This is a genomic window from Streptomyces sp. NPDC017979, assembly GCF_044328175.1.
Lineage (GTDB): Bacteria > Actinomycetota > Actinomycetes > Streptomycetales > Streptomycetaceae > Streptomyces.
On record NZ_JBIRGU010000018.1, the window covers coordinates 1 to 21,265 of the forward strand.

The following is a 21,265-nucleotide window of genomic DNA, read 5'->3' on the forward strand; positions in this document are numbered from 1 at the left end:
CATATCTGGCGTTGACTTTTGGCACGCTGTTGAGTTCTCAAGGAACGGACGCTTCCTTCAAGTCCCTCTCAGGACCCTCCGGGCTTTTCCCTTCGATGTTTCAAACCTTATCAGGCTTTTTCTGTCCCTCTGACCATCCCCTGCGGACAGGCAGAGGTGTAGACCAGTTAGGATCTCGGCTTGAAAGGTTGCTGCCGACCCCCGACTCGATGTCGCGTTGGGGTCACGCAGGGGTACGACAGTACCTGGCGTCGGAGAGCGAGGCAAATCGTTTCCGGTGGCCCCCTAGGCCCGTCAAGCCGGTAGCTTTCGGGCGGAACTAGGACTTCAACTGACATACGCTTCTGAACAGTGTGCCGCCCCTACGAGCAGTAGTGACGAAGCGGGCGGCGAATCTCCACCCCTGGGAGGCCCCATGACCACAGTGACGTCCCCTCTTGCCGGACGGGCCATCGGACTGGCCGCGGTGCCGGACCCGGTGTTCTCCGGTGCGATGGTCGGTCCCGGTACCGCCATCGACCCCGCCCGTGAGCCTTCCGAGGCCGTGTCCCCCGTCGACGGCGTCGTCGTCTCCTTGCACCCGCACGCCTACGTCGTGGTGGACGCCGAGGGCCACGGAGTGCTGGTGCACCTGGGCATCGACACCGTGCAGCTGAACGGCGAGGGCTTCGAGCTGCTGGTGAACAAGGGGGACACCGTCACCCGTGGCCAGGCCATGGTGCGCTGGAACCCCGTCGCCGTCGAAGAGGCCGGGAAGTCGCCGATCTGCCCGATCGTGGCGCTGGAGGCCACGGCCGATGCGCTCGGCGAGGTCGTCGAGAGCGGCGAAGTGAAGGTAGGGGACTCCCTCTTCTCCTGGCAGTGACGTCGTCGTGACGTCTGTTGGCCGTGGTCACGGCCGGTACGAGATCCACCGCGGCGGCACGGGCCGTCGCTCGACCGGGGACGGGTGAAATGGAGACAACGCTGCGAGGCGTCGGCGTGAGCCACGGTGTCGCCATCGGAGAAGTGCGGCACATGGGCACGGCGGTGCTGGAGCCGCCCGCCAAGCAGAACCCCGCACAGGACACGGAGCGCGAACAGGGGCGCGCCCGTCAGGCCGTCGACGCGGTGGCCGCCGATCTGATCGCCCGGGGCAATCTGGCGGGCGGCGAGGCGCAGGCCGTGCTGGAGGCCCAGGCGCTGATGGCCCAGGATCCGGAACTGATGGCGGACGTGGACCGGCGGATCGCCGTCGGGAGCACGGCGGAGCGCGCGGTGTACGACGCGTTCGCCGCCTACCGGGCGCTGCTGGCGGGTGCCGGCGAGTACCTGGCCGGTCGGGTCGCGGACCTCGACGACGTGCGGAACCGGATCGTGGCGCGGCTGCTCGGGGTGCCCATGCCGGGCGTGCCGGACAGCGACGAGCCGTACGTGCTGATCGCGCGGGACCTCGCGCCCGCGGACACGGCGCTGCTGGATCCGACGCTGGTGCTGGGGTTCGTGACCGAAGAGGGCGGGCCGACCAGCCACAGCGCGATCCTGGCGCGGGCGCTCGGAGTGCCGGCCGTGGTGGCGCTGCCCGGGGCCGGTGAGCTGGCCGAGGGCACGTTGGTCGCGGTGGACGGCAGCACGGGTGAGATCTTCGTGCAGCCGAGTGCGGAGAAGCAGGCCGAGTTGGAGCGGGCCGCGGCGGAGCGGAAGGCTGCGCTGGCCTCGTCGAGCGGGCCGGGCGCCACGTCGGACGGGCACAAGGTGCCGCTGCTGGCGAACGTCGGTGGCCCCGATGACGTGCCGGCGGCGGTGGAGGCCGGTGCCGAGGGCGTCGGGCTGTTCCGTACGGAGTTCCTGTTCCTCGACGACAGCAAGCAGGCGCCGTCGGAGGAGAAGCAGGTCGACGCGTACCGCCGGGTGCTGGAGGCGTTCCCGGAGGGCCGGGTCGTCGTACGGGTGCTCGATGCGGGCGCCGACAAGCCGCTGGACTTCCTGACGCCGGCCGACGAGCCGAACCCGGCGCTGGGCGTGCGGGGTCTGCGGACGCTGTTGGACCACCCGGAGGTGCTGGCCACGCAGTTGTCGGCGCTGGCGAAGGCGGCTGAGGGCCTGCCGGTGTACCTGGAGGTCATGGCGCCGATGGTGGCGGACCGTACGGACGCCAAGGCGTTCGCGGACGCGTGCCGGACGGCCGGGCTGCGGGCGAAGTTCGGCGCGATGGTGGAGATTCCGTCGGCGGCGCTGCGGGCGCGGTCGATCCTCCAGGAGGTGGAGTTCCTGTCGCTGGGCACCAACGACCTGGCGCAGTACACCTTCGCGGCGGACCGTCAGGTGGGTGCGGTGTCGCGCTTGCAGGATCCCTGGCAGCCGGCGCTGCTGGACCTGGTGGCGCTGTCCGCCGAGGCGGCCCGGGCCGAGGGCAAGAGCTGCGGGGTGTGCGGTGAGGCCGCCTCCGATCCGTTGCTCGCCTGTGTGCTGACGGGGTTGGGGGTCACGTCGCTGTCGATGGGCGCGGCGTCGATTCCGTACGTGCGGGCGATGCTCGCGAAGTACACGCTCGCGCAGTGCGAGCGGGCTGCCGCCGCGGCGCGGGCCGCGGACACCGCCGAGGAAGCGCGGGCGGCTGCCCAGGCGGTGCTGTCCGGCGAGTAGCGCTCGCTGGTGGTGCGTGTGATGGAAGGGCCTCGCTGGTGCGGGGCCCTTCCGTCGTGTCGCGGGCCGGGCCGGGGTTCAGTGGTGGGGGTCGGGGTCGTCGGCGTGGACCGCGAAGCCGGCGCGGTACTCGACGTTCGGTTCGGGGGACACGGGCTCGCCGGTGGTGGCGTCGGTGCAGTAGGCGCTGAAGACCTCCGCTTCGGTGAGCGGGACGAGACGGCTCGCTTGCAGCCGCCAGCCGTGCAGTCGTACGGGGGTGTCGTCGGACGTGGTGGTGCGCAGGACGACTCCGGCGGGGCGGTCGAGGGCGACGGCGGTGGCGAGCACCGTGACGAACTCGGTCAGGGCCACGGTGTCCATGCGGGCGGTGGTGCTGGTGGTGTCGCGCTGGGCCTGGAGGGCGGCGAGGAGGTGCTCCTCGGGGGCGAGGACGCTGCACACCAGGTGGTGGGCGCCGGGGCCGGCGGCTTCGAGGAGCCGGCTGAGCAGGTGGAACGCCCGGTCGAAGGACGCCTTGCCGATGTCCTCGCCGCAGTCGGCGCAGGCTCCGACGTCGGCGAGGAGGGCGGCGGCGTACTCCCAGGTGGCCTGGCGGACGGCGTTGTCGATCAGGCGGGGCAACAGCTCGCCCAGGGGTTGGCCGGTGTAGGTGAGTGCGTCGCCGCGGGCGGCGACGGCGGCGGTGAAGCGGCTCCGGCTGCGGGTGGCGTCGGGGTCGATGCCTTCGTCGGTGCAGTACTGCACGAAGTCGTCGGGGTCGAACAGGGCGACGGAGGTGTGCAGGCCGTCGGCCGTGCGGGCGGTGAGCAGGGCTTCGACGTGCCGTAGGTACGCGGGGTGGTCGTCGAAGGGGAAGGTGTCGTACCCGCGCATGGCGTGGAAGTCGTGGGCGTCGGTGAGGACGCCCACCGTGGCGGGGACTTCGCGGCGCAGGGCGCGCCGCTGTGCCGCTCGGGTCCTCGGCCGGCCCGTGGTGCGCCGGGGCCGCTGGGAGCGGCGGGAGCTCGGGGCGCTGCCGCGGTCGCGGTGGTCGTCGTGCTCGGGCGGTGTGGTGTTCGGTGTCATGGTCTCCCCCTGGGCGTGCCGTCGGTCGTGCGCGCCCATGGCGGGGCGCGCACGGTCGGGTGCGTTACGTCAATCAGCGATTACTCACCGTAGTGGGCGGCACTGACAACGGGCCCGGGTGAGGTGTCAGGGGCGCCGGCGGGTGCGGGCGAGTTCCACGTAGAACGCCAGCAGGTCGGGCTTGTCGACGGAGCCCGGGTTGACGGCCTTGCTGAGGGCCGCGCCTTGGAGGAGGCGTTTGACGGGCACTTCGAGGCGCTTGCCGGTGAGGGTGTGGGGGACGGCGGGGATCTCGATGATGTCGTCGGGGACGTGGCGGGGCGAGAGCTGTTCCTTGATGGTGTTCTTGATCGTGGTGCGCAGTTCGTCGTCGAGGGCGACGCCGTCGGCGAGGTGGACGAAGAGGGGCATCCAGTAGCCGCCGCCTTCCTCTTCGAGGCCGATGACGAGGGATTCGCGGATCTGCGGGAGGCGTTCGACGGCTTCGTAGATGTCCGCGGAGCCCATGCGGACGCCCTGGCGGTTGAGGGTGGAGTCCGAGCGGCCGTGGATGACGACGGTGCCGCGGCCGGTGATGGTGATCCAGTCGCCGTGTCGCCAGGCGCCGGGGAACATGTCGAAGTACGCGGCGCGGTAACGGGCCGCGTCGGGGTCGTTCCAGAAGGCCGTGGGCATGGAGGGCATGGCCTGGGTGACGATCAGTTCGCCGACCTCGTCCACGACGTCGTGCCCCGCGGGGTCCCAGGAGTGCAGGTCGGTGCCGAGGCCGGCGGCCTGGAGTTCGCCGATGTGGACGGGGAGGGTGGGGACGGCGCCGGCGAAGCAGCTGCACACGTCGGTGCCGCCGCTGACGGAGGCGGTCCACAGGTCCGTGCCGGCCGCGGCGAACTCGTCGTGCAGCCAGCGGAAGCCGTCGGGCGGGAGGGGCGAGCCGGTGGTGGCGACGCAGCCGACGCGGGAGAGGTCGTGGTCGCGCGCGGGGTGCACGCCGGCCTTGCGGCAGGCCATGACGTACGCGGCGGAGGTGCCGAAGAAGGTGGCGCCGGTGCGTTCGGCGACGGCCCACTGGGCGTCGACGCGGGGGTGGCCGGGGCTGCCGTCGTAGAGGACGACGGTGGTGCCGGTGAGCAGGCCGGAGACGAGGAAGTTCCACATCATCCAGCCGGTGGAGGTGTACCAGAAGAACCGGTCGTCGGGGCCGAGGTCGCAGTGCAGGGCGAGCTGCTTGAGGTGTTCGAGGAGGATGCCGCCCTGGGATTGCACGATGGCCTTGGGCAGCCCGGTGGTGCCGGAGGAGTACAGGATCCACAGCGGGTGGTCGAAGGGGACCGGGGTGTACGTGAGGGGGCCGGTGTCGCCCGCGGTGACGTCGGCCCAGTCATCCGCGCCGTCGGGTGCCGGGGTGCCGAGCAGGGGGACGTGGACGACGGCGCGGAGGGTGGGGAGTTCGGCGCGGAGTTCGGCGACGGTGGCGGTGCGGTCGTGCTCTTTGCCGCCGTAGCGGTAGCCGTCGACGGCGAAGAGGACGACAGGATCGACCTGTTGGAAGCGGTCAAGGACGCTGCGGGCGCCGAAGTCGGGGGCGCAGGAGGTCCACACGGCGCCGACGGCGGCGCTGGCGAGGAGGGCGACGACGGCCTGCGGGACGTTCGGCAGGTACGCGCAGACGCGGTCACCGGGTTCGACGCCCAGGGTGCGCAGGTGGGTGGCGAGGGCGGCGACCTGGCGTCGCAGTTCGGACCAGCTCGTCACAGCGAGCTCGTGGGTCCCGTGCGTCTCGTCGACGTGGAGGAGGGCCGGGGCGTCGGGGCGGGTGTCGGCGGCGCGCAGCGCGTGCTCGGCGTAGTTGAGGGTGCTGCCGGTGAACCACTGGGCGCCGGGCATGTCGGGATGGGCGAGCACCCGGTCGTAGGGGGTGGTGAACTGTACCTCGAAGTACTCGGCGATCGCGCCCCAGAAGGTTTCGAGGTCGGCGACGGACCAGGCGTGGAGGGCGTGGTAGCCGCCGTCGGCGGGCGCTCCGTGGTGTTCGGCGGCCCAGCGCTGGAAGTGGGTGATCCTCGCGGCGGCGATCCGTTCGGCGTCCGGCTGCCACAGGGGGGCGGGAGGCGCGGCTGGGGTCGCTTGGTGCGCTGCGTTCGCTGGGGTCACGGTGCGGCTCCCGGATGGCTCTGGTCCGCGCTCCCGTTCCTGGGTGTCAGGGGTGGGGCGCCGTGTGCTGTCTGAGGCGGTCGGCTGACCGGTGCATGAGGGGTCCGTGCGCGTGCGGGGTGTGCGGGTGGCACGGGCTGACACGGACGATGCCATGTGATCGTCTTTCGCACCAGAGCGGCGGGGCGTGCGTGCCCGGCCGGGGCGGGAGCTCGTTCCCGTACGTACGTGCACGGGACTGACCGGTGTCGATCAGTGCTGATCGGCTTTGACTGAATCCCCAACATACTGTGCGGGACAAGGGCAAGCAGGAACACGGGCGATCGAACTCGGCCTGGTGTTCGATCACCTTTGGCGTCACCCTGAGTGAACGGCAGTTGAACGGACCTCGTGCACCGGTCCCCGGGTGGCAGGCTGACGTGCATGGACGGTCTTGAGCTCGTGCGTTCGATGAGGAGTCTGACCACGCGCCGGGGGCTGCGGGCCGCTCGGTCGGCGTGGCGCGGACGTCGGGCCGATGCGCGGAGCCTGCCGGCGCGGGGTGCGGAGCGGGCACGGGTGCCCGGTCCGGTGACGGGCGTGGTGCCGTCGCCCGGCGGCGGGGTCGTGCGCTTCGCCCGCTCCGAACTGCGGATCCTGGTGGCGTCCGGGGGCTCGGTGTTCTGGGGGTGGGACGGGGCCGGCCCCGAGCCGTCGTACGCGCTGGCCGGCGCGGCCCCCGAGGCGGACCCGCGGGCGCAGTTGGAGCCGGACAAGGACGGCGGCTGGCGGGTGGTGTCCGAGCGGGTGACGGTGGAGGTCTCCCGGCACGGCGCCGTGGAGGTCCGTACGCCCGGCGGGGTGGTGCTGCGACGGGACCTGCCGCCGCGCTGGTGGGAGCCGGTGCGGGGCGGGCCGGCGCGCTGGGTGCAGCGCACCGAGGTGGCGGCGGACGCGCGCTTCTTCGGCCTCGGCGGGCGGGCCGCCGGCCCGCGGCTGCCCAGCGGCGAGTACGGCCTGTGGAACACCGACCCGGGAGGCTCCTTCGGCCCCGGCGACGACCCGCTGTCCATCACGATGCCGGTGCAGGTGGTCGTCGCGGACGCGGGGACGCACCTGGCCTTCTACGACAACACGTGGGAGGGGCGGGTGGTGCTGCGCGAGGGCACCGAGGGCGAGGGTTCGGGGCACGACCTTCCGGGCACCAGCGTGCTGCGGATGACCGGCGGCCCGCTGCGGTGCTGGGTGGTCGTGGGCACTCCGGCGCGCGTGCTGGCGCACTGGTCGCGGCTGACGGGGCCGGCCGCGGTGCCGCCGTCGTGGGCGCTCGGCCCGCAGCACGCCCGTTGGGGCTTCGGCAGCGAGGAGGAGGTGCGCCGGGTCGTCGCCGGCTACCGGGAGCGGGACCTGCCGCTCGCGGCGGTCCACCTCGACATCGACCACCACGACGGACACCGGGTGTTCACGGTCGACCGGGAGCGCTTCCCCGACTTGCCGGCGCTGGCCGGACAGTTGCGGGACGCCGGGGTGCGCACGGTCTCCATCGTGGATCCCGCGGTGCCGGCCGAGCCGGGGAACGCGGTGTACGAAAGCGGCCGGCGGGCCGGGGCCTTCGTGCGGGACGCGCGCGGGCGCGAGGTGCGCGGCGAGGTCTGGCCCGGCGCCTGCGCCTATCCGGACTTCACCGACCCGCAGGTGCGGCAGTGGTGGGGCCAGTGGTACGAGGAGCGGCTCGCCCAGGGCTTCTCGGGCGTGTGGCACGACATGAACGAGCCCGTGTCGTTCGCGCCCTTCGGGGACATGACGCTGCCCCGTTCCGCGCGGCACGCGTTGGAGGGGCGCGGGGGTGACCACCGCGAGGCGCACAACGTGTACGGGCTGACGATGGCGCGCGCCGGTTACGAGGCGCTGCGCCGGCTGCGCCCCCAGGAGCGGCCGTTCCTGTTCAGCCGTTCGGGGTGGGTGGGGATGCAGCGCTACGGCGGGACGTGGTCCGGTGACGTGGCGAGCGGCTGGCCGGGGCTCAGGGCCTCGCTCGCGCTGGTGCTGGGGCTCGGGCTGTGCGGGGTGCCGTACTCCGGCCCGGACGTCGGCGGCTTCGACGCGACGCCGTCGCCCGAACTGTATCTGCGCTGGTTCCAACTGGGCGCGTACCTGCCGCTGTTCCGCACCCACAGCGCGCTCGACGCGGGGCGCAGGGAGCCGTGGGAGTTCGGTCCCCGAGTCCTGCGGCACGCGCGCGCCGCGCTCGTGGAGCGGGAGCGGCTGCGCCCGTACTTCGTGACGCTGGCGCACCTGGCCCGGTTGACGGGGGCGCCGTACGTACGGCCGCTGTGGTGGGGGGCGCCGGAGGACCGGGCGCTGCGCGAGTGCGACGACGCCTTCCTGCTCGGGGACGCGTTGCTGGTGGCGCCGGTGTTGGCGGCCGGCGTGGAGCGGCGTCAGGTGCGGTTGCCGCGGGGCCGCTGGTACGACACGGCGACCGGTCGGGCGTACGACGGGCCGGGCCAGGTCGAGGTGGCGGCGCCGCTGTCGCGGGTGCCGGTGCTCGCGCGCGCGGGCTCGGTGGTGCCGGTGCGGGGCGCGGACGGGCACCTGGAGTTGGAGGTGTGGGCGCCGGCGGACGGGCGCAAGGGCGGCGGGCTCGTGGTGCCGGACCGGGGGGACGGCTGGGCGCGCGCGGAGGTGGAGCGCTACGCGACCCGGCTGACGAGGGGGCGGGTGGTGGTGAAGCAGGTCCGCGGGGACGGCACGGCGGCGCCGCGCAGGCGGGTGCGGGTGCGGGGGTTGCCGTGAGGAACGGGACGGGGGTCAGGCGTACCGGCCAGCGAACCAGTTCGCGACCGCCTCGGTGTGCAGCGGGAAGGCCAACTCCGCGGGGCCGCGCAGCAGGTGCCAGCCGGCGGTCTCGGCCGTGGGCTCCGGCGGCGGCAGCGCGGCCGCGGGGAGCGGCGGCAGCAGGGCGAAGACCAGCAGGTGCCCGCTGGCGGCGCTGAGGACGTCGGCGAGCCGGACCGCCCCGGCTTCGGCCTCGATGCGCGTCTCTTCGCGCAGCTCGCGCACGGCGGCTTCCTGCCAGGTCTCCCCGTGGTCGACGAAGCCGCCGGGGAGCGCCGCCCGGCCCGCCTCGGGCTCCACCGCGCGGGTGACGACGACGAGCCCGGTGCCGTCCGCGTCGTACGCCGGTTGGAGGGCGACGGCCACGGGCAGCGGGTTGCGGTAGGCGGTGGCGCCGCACGACGGGCAGGTGCGCGGCCAGCCGGCCACCGGGCCGTACGGGGCGCCGCAGTCGGCGCAGTGCGAGTTCTCGGACACGCGCGGACTGTAGCCGACGGGGCGCGGTCGGTCCCGGGCGATGGCCCGCAGGGGCCTGGTGGCCCGCCTCGGTGCGGGTTTACGGTGCCCGGCATGGAGCGGACTTTCGATTCGTACGAGGAGTTCTGGCCGTACTACGTGGCGATGCACTCCAAGGCGGCCACCCGGTGGGTGCACCTCGCCGGCACCCTGACCGGGCTGGCGGTCACGGCGTACGGGCTGGCGCGCGGGCGCCGGCGCTATCTGGCGGCGCTGCCGCTCATCGGGTACGGCACGGCGTGGCCCGCGCACTTCCTCATCGAGGGGAACAACCCGGCGACGTTCGGGCATCCGGCGTGGTCGCTGCGGGGTGACGCGCAGATGATCCGGATGATGCTGGCCGGCCGGGACGCGGAGTTGGCGGCGACCGCCGCCAAGTGGCTCGCCGAGAACGGCTGAACCGTGGCACACTTCTGACGTTCCGTCAGTTTCGGTTGCCGGGAGGGACCCTTGACGCGCACACCGGTGGTGGCCGGCTGGTTCACCCAGGGCGACGGGGAGGGGTTCCGGCTGCTCGGCACCCGCTGCGGCGACTGCGGTGCGGTCTTCTTCCCGCGCGAGGACTCCTTCTGCCGCAACCCGGGCTGCGCCGGGGAAGCGTTGGCGGAGGTGGCGCTCTCCCCGCGGGGCACGGTCTGGTCGTACACCGACGGTCGCTACCGTCCGCCGCCGCCGTACGTCTGCGACCCGGACGTGCCGTGGGAGCCGTACGTCCTGGTCGCGGTCGAGTTGGCCGCGGAGGGGATGGTCGTGCTGGGGCAGGCCGCGCCCGGCGTGTCGACGGCGGACCTGTCGGTCGGCGCCGAGGTCGAGGTGGTGCCCGGGGTCCTGAACGAGGACCGGGAGACGGGGGCCGTCTACACGACCTGGCACTGGCGCCCGGTGGCGGGCGCGTCATGAGCGGGGAACGGGACGTCGCGGTCCTCGGGGCGGGCCTGCACCCCTGGGGCAAGTGGGGCCACGGCTTCGTCCGTTACGGCACCGTCGCCGCCCGGGCCGCCCTCGCCGACGCAGACCTCGACTGGCGCCGCGTCGAGTCCGTCGTCGGCGCCGACACCGTGCGCGGCGGCTACCCCGGACACGTCGCAGGCGCCACCTTCGCGCAGGCACTGGGCTGGCAGGGGGCGCGCGTCACCAGCGTGTACGCCGCCTGTGCGTCCGGGGCGCAGGCGATCGGCACCGCACGGGCCCAGATCCTCGCCGGGCTCGCCGACGTGGTGCTGGTGGTGGGCGCCGACGCCGCACCGAAGGGCTTCTTCGCACCCGCCGGCGGCGACCGACCGGACGACCCCGACTGGCTGCGCTTCCGGATCCTGGGGGCGACGAACCCCGCGTACTTCGGCCTGTACGCCCGGCGCAGGATGGCCCTGTACGGGGACACGGCCGACGACTTCGCCCTCGTCAAGGTGAAGAACGCGGCGGTCGGCGCGCTCAACCCCCACGCCCGCTACCGCAGGCCCGTCACCGTCGAAGAGGTCGCCGCGTCCGCCGTCGTCGCCGACCCGCTGCGGCTGCTGGACGTCTGCGCCACCTCGGACGGCGGCGCGGCGCTGGTGCTGTCCAGCGTGGAGTTCGCGCGTCGGCACGGCACGGCCGACCCGGTCCGCATCCGGGCGGTCTCGACCGTCACCCCGACCTATCCGAGGACCGTGCTCGACCTGCCGGACATCGCCACGGACTCGACCACGGCGGTCGGGGTCGACGGCGGCGGCTCCTTCAGGGCGTCGATCGCGCGCGCCGCGTACGAGGAGGCGGGCATCGGTCCGAAGGACCTCTCGCTCGCCGAGGTGTACGACCTGTCCACCGCGCTGGAGTTGGAGTGGTACGAGGACATCGGCCTGTGCGGACCGGGCGAGGGGGCGGGGCTGGTGCGCGCGGGGGTCACGGCGCTCGGGGGGCGCGTACCCGTCAATGCGAGCGGCGGGTTGGCGTCGTTCGGGGAGGCCGTGCCCGCCCAGGCGATCGCGCAGGTCTGCGAGTTGACCTGGCAGTTGCGGGGAACGGCGGGGGCGCGGCAGGTGGCCGGGGCCCGGGTCGGGCTCAGCGCCAACCAGGGGTTGTTCGGGCACGGGTCGGCGGTGGTGGTGGTCCGCTGACGCCCACCGGCCGGCCTCAGGCGGAGGCGGGGCGGCGCTCGGGGTCGACCCGTTCCAGGGCGTGTTCCACCACCGCCACCAACGCCAGCTTCGCGGAGTCGCGTTCGCGGGCGTCGCACATCATCAGCGGCACCCCGGGGTCCAGGTCGAGCGCGGCGCGCACGGACGCCGCGGGGAACCGTTCCGCCCCGTCGAAGCAGTTGACGGCGACGGTGAAGGGGATGCCGCGGCGCTCGAAGTAGTCGACGGCGGCGAAGGAGTCCGCGAGGCGCCGGGTGTCGGCCAGCACCACGGCGCCGAGCGCGCCCTGGGCCAACTCGTCCCACAGGAACCAGAAGCGCTCCTGGCCTGGCGTGCCGAAGAGGTAGAGCACCAGGTCGTCGCGGAGGGTGATGCGGCCGAAGTCCATGGCGACGGTGGTGGTGGTCTTGCCCGTGAGGCCGGCGGTGTCGTCCACGGGCCGCCCCGCCTCGCTCAGCACCTCCTCGGTGCGCAGCGGCCTGATCTCGCTGACCGCACCCACCAGCGTCGTCTTCCCCACCCCGAACCCACCGGCGACCAGGATCTTCAGTGCCACCGGCTCGACGGGCTTGCGGACACTAGAGCGCCCGAAGGCCATTGATCACCTCTCGGAGGATGTTCACGTCCGGCAGTTCCGCCGGCGGAACGGGACGGGAGACGTGCACGAACTCGCCCTCGACGAGATCGCCCACCAGCACCCGCACGACCCCCACCGGGAGGTCCAGGCCGGTGGCGAGTTCGGCGATCGACTGCGGGCTGCGTTCGCAGCGTTCGACGATGTCGACGTGTTCCGGGGAGAGCGATCCGTCGTGGTGCAGGTGGTCGGCCGTGGGTTCGGCGACCACCAGGGCGATCAGGTCGAGCCGGTGCTGACCGGTGCTGCTGGTGCGACCGCGGGTCATGGCGTACGGGCGGACCACGGGTGACGCGTCGGCGTCGAAGAAGTGGTGGCGGTGCTGGGAGTGCCGGGGGTGGTGTGCCGAGTCACTCATGCCCGCGCTCATCCCCCGGCGCTGGCGGGGCCGGTCCTGGGGGCGGTGGACAGGTGCGCGCCGACCCGCTTGACCATGAGGGTCATCTCGTACGCGATCTGGCCGACGTCAGATTCTGCGTCGGCGAGGACGGCGAGACAACTGCCGTCACCGGCGGCGGTGACGAAGAGGAACGCCTCGTCCAACTCCACCACCGTCTGGCGGACCTGGCCCACGTCGAAGTGGTGTCCGACGCCCCTGGCCAGGCTGTGGAAGCCGGAGGCGACGGCGGCGAGGTGCTCGCCGTCCTCCCGGGTCAGTGCGCGCGAGGCGCCGGTGGCCAGGCCGTCCCGCGACAGGACCAGGGCCTGGCGGATGCTGCCGACCCGGTCGACGAGTTCGTCGAGCAGCCAGTTGAGTGCGCCGGAGCCCTGCGCGGGGCCTTCGCCGACGGCGTGTGCTGCAGCGTGCGGTGCGGTCATGGGCCGTCCCCCTCCGAGGTGGTTCGTGGTGCCGGCCGGCCGGTGCCCGGGCCGGTGGACTGATCGAAGCCGTCGGCACCGTCCGCGTTCTGGCGGCGGCCCCGCTGCCAGCCGCGCTGCATGGCCGCCATGCGGGCGCGCACCTCGTCAGGGTCGCGTTCGTCGTCGGGGCCGAGGCCCGGCGCTTCGTCGCGGCGGGCGGCGGGCTGCCGGGTACTGCCGATGTCGGGAGCCGCCCTGAGCTGCGGGGCGAGGCTGGCCTGACGCACTCGGCGCGGCAGTCCGTCGACGAGTGCGGGCGACGGGTCCGTGACGGCGTCGGGCGCTTCGACGGGTGCTTCGGGGCGGTCGGCGGATCCCGCGCGCGCGGGACCCGGTGCCGCGGCCTCGGAGGCCGGGAGGGGCTCGGGGAACGGCACCGGGTGGGTGCGGGCGGGCCCGTCGACCCGACGTCCGCCGTCGGTGATCAAGGTGGGCGGCTTGGCGCGCCGGGGCAGCGGTGCGCGGCGGCCCGCGTCGGGCTGCCGCGCGTACGGCACGAGCGGGGGCAGCACGTCGGAGAGGCCGTCGGGGGCCTCGGGGTCATCGAGGGCGTCCCGGTCCGTGCTGCCGCCCAGGAGCGCGGGGCCGTTGCGCCGCTGGCCGCCCTTGGCGAGCGCGGACGCCTTGGCTCCGCCGTCGCCCTTGCCGTTGCGGCGGCCGAAGGGCCCGTTCCCCGCCCGGTCGATGCGGACGCCCCTGCTCTCGGTGTCGGGGGCGTCGGTCAGCAGGGCGGCGGGGACGAAGACGATCGCCGAGGTGCCGCCGTACGGGGAGGGCTGGAGCGACACGCGTACGTTCTGGCGCTGGGCGAGCCGGCTGACCACGAACAGGCCGAGCCGGTCGGTGTTCGACAGCTCGAACTCCGGGGTCTCCGCGAGGCGCAGGTTGGCGTCCAGCAGGACCTCGGGCGCCATGCCGAGGCCGCGGTCGTGGATCTCCAGGGTGAAGCCGTTGGCGACGCGTTCGCCGTGGACCTGGACCGTGGTGTGCGGCGGGGAGAACACCGTCGCGTTCTCCAGGAGTTCGGCGATCAGGTGGGTCAGGTCGGCGACGGCCGATCCGCCGACGCCGATGCGGGCCAGTCGGCGCACCTCGATGCGCTCGTAGTCCTCCACCTCGGCCACCGCGGCCCGGACCACGTCCATCAGTTGGACCGGCTTGCGCCACTGGCGGGAGGGGGTGGCGCCGGAGAGGATCACCAACCCCTCGGCGTGGCGCCGCATGCGGGTGGTGAGGTGGTCGAGGCGGAAGAGGTCCGCGAGTTCGTCGGTGTCCTCGGTGCGGCGCTCCATGGTGTCGAGGAGCGTGAGTTGGCGGTGGAGCAGGACTTGGTTGCGACGGGCGAGGTTGACGAAGACCTCGGAGACGCCGCGGCGCATCTCGGCCTGGCGCACGGCCGCTTCGACGGCGGCGCGCTGGAGGGTGTTGAGGGCGTGGCCGGCCTGGCCTATCTCGTCCTTCTCGTACTGCAACCGCGGGGCTTCGGTCTCGACGTCGACCTGTTCGCCGGCGGCCAGGCGCCGCATGACGCTGGGCAGTCGGACGCTGGAGACCTCGTGGGCCTCCCGGCTCAGCCGGGAGAGGTCGCGGATCAGGTCACGGCCGATGCGCACGGAGACGACGACGGAGGCGAGGAGGGCGGCGAAGCCGAGGACGCCGGCGACGCCCGCCTTGACGAAGACGTCGTACGTGGCCGGTTCGACGCGGTCCTCGTGGCGCGTCTGCGCCGCGCTGCCCTCGTCGCGGAGTTCGTCGAGCACCGGGGCGGTGGCCACCTGCCATTCCGCGACCTCGGACGCGGACGCGTGGCGCACCGGGCCGCCGGAGGTCAGCCGCTTCTCGGCGTCGCGCAGGGGCGCGGTCTCGGGGCCCTTCCAGAACAGCCGGTGGATCTCGCGGTCCTTGGGGCGCAGGGCTTCGAGGCTGGTGTCGTACAGAACCTCGCGCCGGGCCACGAGGCCGGTGAGTTCGCGCAGTTCCTCCGCGTCCACCCGGCCGGCGGTGAAGGCGGACGCGATCAGGGCGTCCTCGCGGGCCAGTGCCTCCCGGGCGCGGCCCAGGCCGACGATGGCGCGGCCCTGGCGCTCCAGGCCGACGTCGCCGAGGGAGTGCAGGGCGTTCAGGAAGGCGAAGCCGGGGTCGACGATGCCGTTGTAGTACTCCAGGGCCTCGGCGCGGGTGATGGTGCCGGTCTCCACCGAGCGGCGCAGCGCGGCCAGTCCGTCGTACCCCTTGACCAGCTTGCCGAGCTTGCGTTCGCCCTCGGAGCGCAACGTCTCGCGGGTGTCGGCCTCGCTCGCCCTGGCCCTGACCTCGGCGACGGCCGCGTCCGTGGCGCCGCGCCTGGTGCGTAACTCGGGGAGCGCGGCGGAGGCGCGGCGGTCCGCGAGGTAGACGAGGGTCTGCCGGCGCTCTTGCTGGAGGGTTTCTATCGCACGGGTGACGGGCTCGCCGACGTCTTCGGTGGCCGAGTTGGCGTCGAGGAGTTCGCTCGCCTCCCGACCGGTGAGCACGGTGGTGAAGGCCCACAGGGCGGTGAGGGAGAGCAGCGGCACCAGCAGCAGCGCCACGATCTTCCGGCGGATGGACTTCCCGCGAAAGCGCATGGCCTCCCTCCCCCGGCCGGAACCGCCCCGGCGGACGGTGGTGTTCCGTCGGCCGGACGGTGGTGTTCCGTCAGCTCCGTCAACAAACGGCGCGAGCCTACTACTGTCACACAAGCAACTCGAAGGACCGTCCGGACGATTTTCGGCCGACCGGAGGGCGGTTGGGCACGGGTCGCTCAGGCATTCAAGGTGTTGGGATTCCCGGCGTGTCGCAAGGGGGCGGGGAGAGCCCTGGCTCCCCCGCCGTTGTAGATGGCCGGATTCATTCGTTCTGTGCCCGTGTGGTGGAACAAATCGGCGCAGCTGTGCGTCCTTATGTGCAGAGCTGTTGGGATCCTGGCGATAGCGGTCGGTAGTGCGAGGTTCGCCCGTGCTGCCGGTTTTCCCTTGAGGTCTCCGGTTGCGGGTTTCCGGGGTCGACGTCCGGTGTCGGTTTCCGGTGCCTGTGGCCCTGCCGACGGCGGGGGCTGGAGTAGGGGCGGAGGATTTCGGGCAGCCACCCAAGGGTTTGATGGATGTGGGGGGACGTGGGGAGTGACCAGGACGATGGACAAGGGGGAGCGCCGCGAGTCGATGCGGTACGCCGCGGGTGAGTCGCGCGCGCCGCGGCAGCTGTGGGTGGAGGAGCCCGAAGCCCGGCCCCGGCTCGCGGACCCCGTGCGCACCGCCGCGGTGCGGGCCGTGCTCATCGTGGCGGTCACGCTCATTCAGGCGATGGTGGCCTTCTTGAGCACCCTCGCCGGCTCCTGGCTCGCCTTCCCGATGGTGCTCAGCAGCGTCGCCAGTACGGTCGTCGCGACCTGGTCCGTGCTGGACGTGTGGGTGACGCGTCAGGTGTGGAAGCAGCGTCACGGCGTGATTTCCGAGCCCAGCAGCAGCGCCCGCAGGTTGCGCCGGGAGCGCCGCAGGGCCCGGCGCGCGGCCCGTGCCGAGGCCCGGCGCGAGGCGCGAATACGGCGCCGCGAGCCGCACGGCACGGCGCGGATGGCCGAGGTCGAGGCGTAGGCGTACGGACCGCGGGCGGAGGGGCGCTGGTGTGAACCAGCGCCGTCGCCGGGCGCTTCGCTACCTGTCCTGTGCCTGCTGCTCGGGCACCTGGGGTTCCCGGGCTCCCTGAAGCTCCTCGGGCTCCTTGTCCGACGGTGCCGCTTCGCTGGCCGGGGGCGGGGTCTGGGCGGGCAGGGCTGCCGGTTCGCTCGTGGCCCGCTTGAACATCCGGGTGGCGGTGATCTCCCCGTGGACCTGCTCGCCCGACGGGTCCTGCTGCGGCAGCCCCGGCCGCAGGTGCTCCTCCACGCTGATGTACTTCAGCCCCGCACGCAGATCGGCGTCGTTGCGCAGCCGGATCACCAGGGGGAACTCCGCCAGGGCGGTGGTGTCGAAGAGGCCCGTCGTGTAGAGGAGTTGGACGCCGAGCGCATCGGAGACGGCGCGCTGGAGCTCCAGCAGATAGGTGGCGTTGGCCCGGCCGATGGGGTTGTCGAGGAAGAGCGTGCCGGCGTGCCGGTGGCGGTCCCGGCCGCGGTCGTTGCTGCGCAGGGCCGCCATCGTGCAGTACAGCGCGATGGCCGCGGTCAGGAGCTGACCGCCGGAGAAGACGTCGCCCATCTGACCGACCGGGACGCGTTCGGCGCGCAGCACCGCGTCCGGCTTCAGGATCTCCACGGCGACGCCCTTGGGTTGCAGCGCCGCCTGGACTCCGCGCAGCAGCAGGGACATGCCGTCCCTGCGGCCCTCGCCGTACGCCGCGGAGGCGTTCTTGCGCACGGCCGCGCGGGTGGCCTCGTCGACGACCTCGCCCAGGCGCTCGGCGAGCGTGGCTTGGTCGGGCTCGTCGAACCGGATCCGGAGGAACTCCTGCCCGGACCACTCCCCCAGCCCTTCCGGCAGCCGGGACAGCCGCTGCGCCGAACGCAGGGTGGCCAGCGCCGATTCCACCAGCCCGCGGAGCCGGTCGACGATGGTCTCCCGGTTGCGCTCCAACTGGTTGAGCTCGTCGGTCAACACCCGCAGTCGGGGGGCGAAGGCTTCCGCCCAGGCCGCCGCGTGTTCGGGCAGGGCGGCGGCCGGCAGTTCCCGGATCTGCTGGCGCGCCGGGGTGCGCACCTGCTCGTACCGGGTGGAGTTGGCGTGCCGTACGAGGACGTCGGAGGCTTCCCGTACGGCGGATTCGGCCGCCGAGAGGTCCGTGGTGCAGCCGCGCAGGGAGCGCCGGGCCTCGGCGGTGGAGTGCCGGGCGTCGGCGAGGTCCCCGGCGTACGGCTCCGGGGCCTGGGTCGGTTCGTCGTCCTGCTGGTCGCGCAGCAGGTCGCGGAGTTGGGCGGCGGTCTCGTCGAAGCCGCCGGCGGCGTCCTCGGCGGCGCGGTGCGCCTGGAGCAGTCCGCCGTGGACTTCGCGGGCGGTCTCCAGGGCGTCGGTGCGGGCGGCCAGTTCGGCGGTGGCGGTCCGCAGCAGGGCCTGGGCGTGCTCGGCGTCGGCGGGGAGCAGTTCGTCCGGGAGGTCCGTGTGCGCCTCGCCGTCGGAGGGGGCCAGGCGTTCGGCTTCGCCGCGGAGCCTGCCCAGCTTCTCGCTCGCCTCGGAGGCCCGGGACTCCAAAGTCTGGACGAGGGCTTCGGCCCGGGCGACGGCGGCCTGCCGGGAGGGCCCGTCGGCGCCTTCGGTGCTCTCCAGGAGCTGGGCCGCGCGGGTGCGGACCTTGTTGGTGAGCCGGTCCAGTTCGGCCAGGGCCGCGCTTTCGTCACCCTCGGCACGGGCCTGTTCGGCCCGCAGGTCGGCGCCGACGCCGACCTTCTCGTAGAGCTGGGAGGCCGCGCGGTACGCCTCGCGCAGTGCGGGCAGCGCGGTGCGCCCCTGCGTGGTCGACGCTTCCTGATCGGGGGCGTCCTCGTCGGCGACGTGGTCCGGGGCGCCGGCGATCTCGGCCCGCTCGGCGCGCAGGGCGCGGGCGGTGCGGCGGGCGTCGTCGGCGGCGCGCTGGGCGACGCGGCGGTCCTCGTCGGCCGCCTTCGCCCGCTCCAGGCAGTTCGCGGCCCGCTCTTCCGACTCGGCCGCCTCGTCGGCCAGCTCCCGCAGCTTGACCTGCCAGCCGGCGCGCTCGCGGAGCCGGAAGGCCAGCCCGGCGAGGGCGTCAGCGGCGCGGCGGGCGCGCTGGGCGTGCTCCTGGCGCTCTTCGCGTACGGCCGCGGCTTCGGCCGCCGCCTCGTCGGCTTCGGTGCGCACCACGCGTGCCTCGGCCAGCTCGGCCGCCGCGGTCTCGGCGGCTTCGCGGGCCGCGGCGGAGCCCTGGGCGAGTTCGGCGAGCATGCCGGGCGGGCAGTCCGCGCGCCACGAGCCGAGGCGTGCGGCGAGCGCGCGGTCCCCGGCGAGCCGGGCCGCGAGCGCCCTGATCTCCTCGTCCCTGGCGGTGGCGCGGGCGCGCAGCGCCTGGCGCTCCTCGTCGGCGGCGTGCTCGTCGTGCATGGCCGGGTTCGGCGGTACGAGGAACACCCCGGCGTCGTCGGCGCCCTGCGCGGGCACCGGCGCGAGCAGGGCGGCGGCGGTGCCGACGGCGACGGCGGACCGGGGCAGCAGGGCGGCGCCGGCGAGGACCTCCCGGGCGCGGACGTGGGACGCGGGGTCGGTGATCACCACGCCGTCGACCAGTTCGGGGCGGGCGGCGAGCACGGCGGCGTGGTCGGCGGGGTCGACGGCCTGGGCCAGGTAGCGCCAGCCGGGGAGGGCGGGGACGCCGTGCTCGGCCAGGAACTCGACGGTCGCCAGGACGTCGGGGCCCGGGGGCAGCAGCCCGCCGTCGCCGAGGGCGCCGAGGATGCGGGCGTCGTCGGCGGCGGCCGTCCGCAGGTCGAAGAGCTGGCGCTCGGCCGCGGTGACGTACTGCTCCAGCAACCCGCGCAGTTCGTCGGCGTAGCGGTCCAGCTCTTCGGCGGCGAGGGGGCCTGCGCCGGTGCGCGGCGGGTCGCCCGCGTCGGCGGGGGCTCCGTGGGGCGCGGCGGGCGCCGTGGGCAGGCTCAGCAGTTCGACCAGCCGGGTGTCTTCGGCGATGGAGGCGGCGGCCCGGTGCTCCGCTCCGTGGGCGTTCTCCGCCGCGCTCGCGGCGTCGGCGGCACGGGCGGCGGCCAGTTCGGCGCGGGACTCCGCGGCGGCGGCCTCCTTCGCCCGCTCGGCGGTGCCGCGCGCGGCTTCGCGGGCGGTGTCCCAGGCGGCGACGGCGGTCTTCTCGGCGTCGCTGGCGGCGAGTGCGGCGCGGGCCGGGTCGGCGTCGGGGGCGGTGTCGTCGAGCCAGCCGGCGCGCACCGCTTCGGCGGTCTCCTGCTCGACCTCGGCCAGTCGCTGGCGCAAGTGGCCGATCTCGCTGCGGGCGCGCTGGGCTTCGGTGGCCGCTGCGGTGGCGTCGCGGTGGGAGGCTTCGCCGGTCTCCTGGAGCGCGGCGGAACGCTCTTCCTGTTCGTTGGCGAGCCGTTCGCCGTCCTCGGCGGCGGAGTGCAGGGCGCGGACGAGGTCGGCGGCGGCGCGAGCCCGGGCGGCGAGGGCGGGGGCGGCGTCCCGCTCGGCCTCGCGGATGGCGGCGGCCACGCGCGCGGAGCGGTCACCGGCGGCCCGGTGGCGCAGCACGGCTTCCGCGGCCTGCCACGCCGAGTGCAGCGTACGGGCGTCGATCAGCTCGCGGCGCTGGGCGGCGGCGCGCTTCTCGGCGACGGCGAGGGCGAGCGAGGCGTTGCGGTAGGCGAGTTCGGCGGCGATCAGGGAGCTGCGGGCCCGGGTCTGCTCGGCTTCGGTGACGGTGTGGGCGGCGGCGGTGACCTGCTGGGCGAGGTCTGCGGCGCGGGCGCGCTCCTCGGCGGCCCGGGCGGAGAGCCGACGGGTCAGGCTGCGGGTGCGGCGTTCGGCGCCGGCGTGGACGTCGCGGGCCCGGGCGCGGGTGTCGGCGGCCGCCACGATGCGGTGCAGCAGGTCGACGGAGCCGGCGGTGAAGTCGCGTTCGGCGGTGAGTTCGGCGCGGCGGCCGAGTTTGTTGCCGAAGCCGCTGACGAGGTCGGCGAGGCCGTCGGTGTCCCGGGTGTCGGTGACGGCCCGCAGGAGGAGATCGGTGAAGTCGGAGTCCTTCTTCACCGCGAAGAGGCCGGCCGCCTCCCCTTCGTCGGCGTTCATCTCGCGCTGGTAGCGGAAGAGTTCGGGGTCGAGGCCGAGGTCGCCGAGGTGTTCGTTCCAGCGGTCGTGGATCTCTTCCCAGTGGACGTCCAGGTGGAGGTACGCCTTGCCGGCGTCGGTGAGCGCGTCCCGGAAGCCCTTCATGGTGCGGCGGCGGCCCCGCGCGCCGGAGGCGCCTTCGACCGGGGGCCGCATGGCGGTGGACTCGGCGACCGGGAGGGAGTCCAGGCTCAGGCCGGGGCCGGGCCGGAAGGAGTACCACGCCTCGGCGAACTTGCGCGGGTCGTTGGAGACCTGGCGGCCCCGCCACTCGCTGACCTTGCCCACGACGACCAGTTCGCCGGTGAGGGTGTGCTGCCATTCGAGGGCGACGTGTCCGCAGTCGTCGGCGAGCAGGAACTTGCGCAGCACGCCGGAGCTGGCGCCGCCGAGGGTGTTGCGGTGGCCCGGCAGCATCACCGAGAAGATCAGCTTGAGCAGTACGGACTTGCCGCCGCCGTTCTCCAGGAAGAGCACTCCCGCGGGGGCCGGGCGGCGCGGCGGACCGACGGGCTCGTCCTGGAAGAACTCCGCCTGGGTGGGGGCGGGGTGGGGCACCGGCTCGCCGACTCCGCGCAGGTCCAGGACGGTGTCGGCGTAGCGCGCACCGGCGGGCCCGATGGAGTAGAGGCGAACGCGGGACAGCTCGTACATGGCGGCGGACTCTCAGATGTCGACTGGTC

Annotated in this window: 15 protein-coding genes; 7 read left to right on the forward strand and 8 right to left on the reverse strand. The window is 73.9% G+C overall.

Annotated elements, in window-relative coordinates; genetic code table 11:
- Positions 1–415: 415 nt before the first annotated feature.
- On the forward strand, positions 416–865 hold the full coding sequence (locus ACH4E8_RS32000; protein ID WP_398454920.1) for a PTS glucose transporter subunit IIA: 450 nt from the start codon (positions 416–418) through the stop codon (positions 863–865).
- An 89-nt stretch (positions 866–954) separates the two neighbouring features.
- Positions 955–2,625 (forward strand): phosphoenolpyruvate--protein phosphotransferase, encoded by a 1,671-nt coding sequence (ptsP, locus tag ACH4E8_RS32005; RefSeq protein ID WP_398454922.1) that lies wholly within the window; start codon positions 955–957, stop codon positions 2,623–2,625.
- A gap of 78 nt (positions 2,626–2,703) precedes the next feature.
- Here the strand turns inward: ptsP and ACH4E8_RS32010 are convergent, their stop codons facing one another.
- Entirely contained in the window at positions 2,704–3,693 is a 990-nt protein-coding gene (locus tag ACH4E8_RS32010; RefSeq protein WP_398454924.1) for a hypothetical protein, read from the reverse strand.
- Between the two features lie 126 nt (positions 3,694–3,819).
- Entirely contained in the window at positions 3,820–5,844 is a 2,025-nt protein-coding gene (locus tag ACH4E8_RS32015) for an acetoacetate--CoA ligase (protein WP_398454926.1), read from the reverse strand.
- A 423-nt stretch (positions 5,845–6,267) separates the two neighbouring features.
- Between ACH4E8_RS32015 and ACH4E8_RS32020 the strand changes: the two genes are divergently transcribed.
- A complete protein-coding gene (locus ACH4E8_RS32020) occupies positions 6,268–8,619 on the forward strand; it encodes a glycoside hydrolase family 31 protein (protein ID WP_398454928.1) in 2,352 nt (783 codons plus the stop codon).
- A gap of 15 nt (positions 8,620–8,634) precedes the next feature.
- Here ACH4E8_RS32020 and ACH4E8_RS32025 read toward each other — a convergent pair whose 3' ends face one another.
- Positions 8,635–9,138, reverse strand: a complete 504-nt coding sequence (locus tag ACH4E8_RS32025; RefSeq protein ID WP_398454930.1) for an NUDIX domain-containing protein — start codon at positions 9,136–9,138, stop codon at positions 8,635–8,637.
- A 93-nt stretch (positions 9,139–9,231) separates the two neighbouring features.
- Here ACH4E8_RS32025 and ACH4E8_RS32030 point away from each other — a divergent pair, with 93 nt between their 5' ends.
- The 3 genes from ACH4E8_RS32030 to ACH4E8_RS32040 all read left to right on the forward strand — a co-directional run bounded on the left by ACH4E8_RS32030 (position 9,232) and on the right by ACH4E8_RS32040 (position 11,273).
- A complete protein-coding gene (locus tag ACH4E8_RS32030; RefSeq protein WP_398454932.1) occupies positions 9,232–9,576 on the forward strand; it encodes an Mpo1-like protein in 345 nt (114 codons plus the stop codon).
- 69 nt (positions 9,577–9,645) lie between these two features.
- On the forward strand, positions 9,646–10,077 hold the full coding sequence (locus ACH4E8_RS32035; RefSeq protein WP_398455138.1) for a Zn-ribbon domain-containing OB-fold protein: 432 nt from the start codon (positions 9,646–9,648) through the stop codon (positions 10,075–10,077).
- Complete coding sequence (locus tag ACH4E8_RS32040) at positions 10,074–11,273, forward strand: lipid-transfer protein (RefSeq protein ID WP_398454934.1); 1,200 nt, start codon at positions 10,074–10,076, stop codon at positions 11,271–11,273. The genes ACH4E8_RS32035 and ACH4E8_RS32040 overlap by 4 nt, the downstream gene beginning before the upstream one ends.
- A gap of 16 nt (positions 11,274–11,289) precedes the next feature.
- Here the strand turns inward: ACH4E8_RS32040 and ACH4E8_RS32045 are convergent, their stop codons facing one another.
- Genes ACH4E8_RS32045 through ACH4E8_RS32060 form a run of 4 tightly spaced genes read right to left on the reverse strand, consistent with a single transcriptional unit; the run spans position 11,290 to position 15,395 of the window.
- Positions 11,290–11,892: a GTP-binding protein gene (locus ACH4E8_RS32045; RefSeq protein WP_398454936.1), complete on the reverse strand. Its 603-nt coding sequence runs from the start codon at positions 11,890–11,892 to the stop codon at positions 11,290–11,292.
- Positions 11,873–12,286: a DUF742 domain-containing protein gene (locus ACH4E8_RS32050; protein WP_398454938.1), complete on the reverse strand. Its 414-nt coding sequence runs from the start codon at positions 12,284–12,286 to the stop codon at positions 11,873–11,875. The genes ACH4E8_RS32045 and ACH4E8_RS32050 overlap by 20 nt, the downstream gene beginning before the upstream one ends.
- An 8-nt stretch (positions 12,287–12,294) precedes the next feature.
- On the reverse strand, positions 12,295–12,747 hold the full coding sequence (locus ACH4E8_RS32055; RefSeq protein ID WP_398454940.1) for a roadblock/LC7 domain-containing protein: 453 nt from the start codon (positions 12,745–12,747) through the stop codon (positions 12,295–12,297).
- The gene (locus tag ACH4E8_RS32060) at positions 12,744–15,395 is read right to left on the reverse strand and encodes a nitrate- and nitrite sensing domain-containing protein (protein WP_398454942.1); all 2,652 of its coding nucleotides are present in this window, start codon (positions 15,393–15,395) and stop codon (positions 12,744–12,746) included. Before ACH4E8_RS32060 ends, ACH4E8_RS32055 begins: the two co-directional genes overlap by 4 nt.
- A 546-nt stretch (positions 15,396–15,941) precedes the next feature.
- On the opposite strand from ACH4E8_RS32060, the gene ACH4E8_RS32065 reads away from it, so the two are divergent.
- Positions 15,942–16,400 (forward strand): hypothetical protein, encoded by a 459-nt coding sequence (locus tag ACH4E8_RS32065; protein WP_398455140.1) that lies wholly within the window; start codon positions 15,942–15,944, stop codon positions 16,398–16,400.
- Positions 16,401–16,460: 60 nt separating this feature from the next.
- On the opposite strand, the gene ACH4E8_RS32070 is transcribed toward ACH4E8_RS32065, so the two are convergent.
- A complete protein-coding gene (locus ACH4E8_RS32070) occupies positions 16,461–21,236 on the reverse strand; it encodes a hypothetical protein (protein WP_398454944.1) in 4,776 nt (1,591 codons plus the stop codon).
- Between the last annotated feature and the right edge of the window lie 29 nt (positions 21,237–21,265).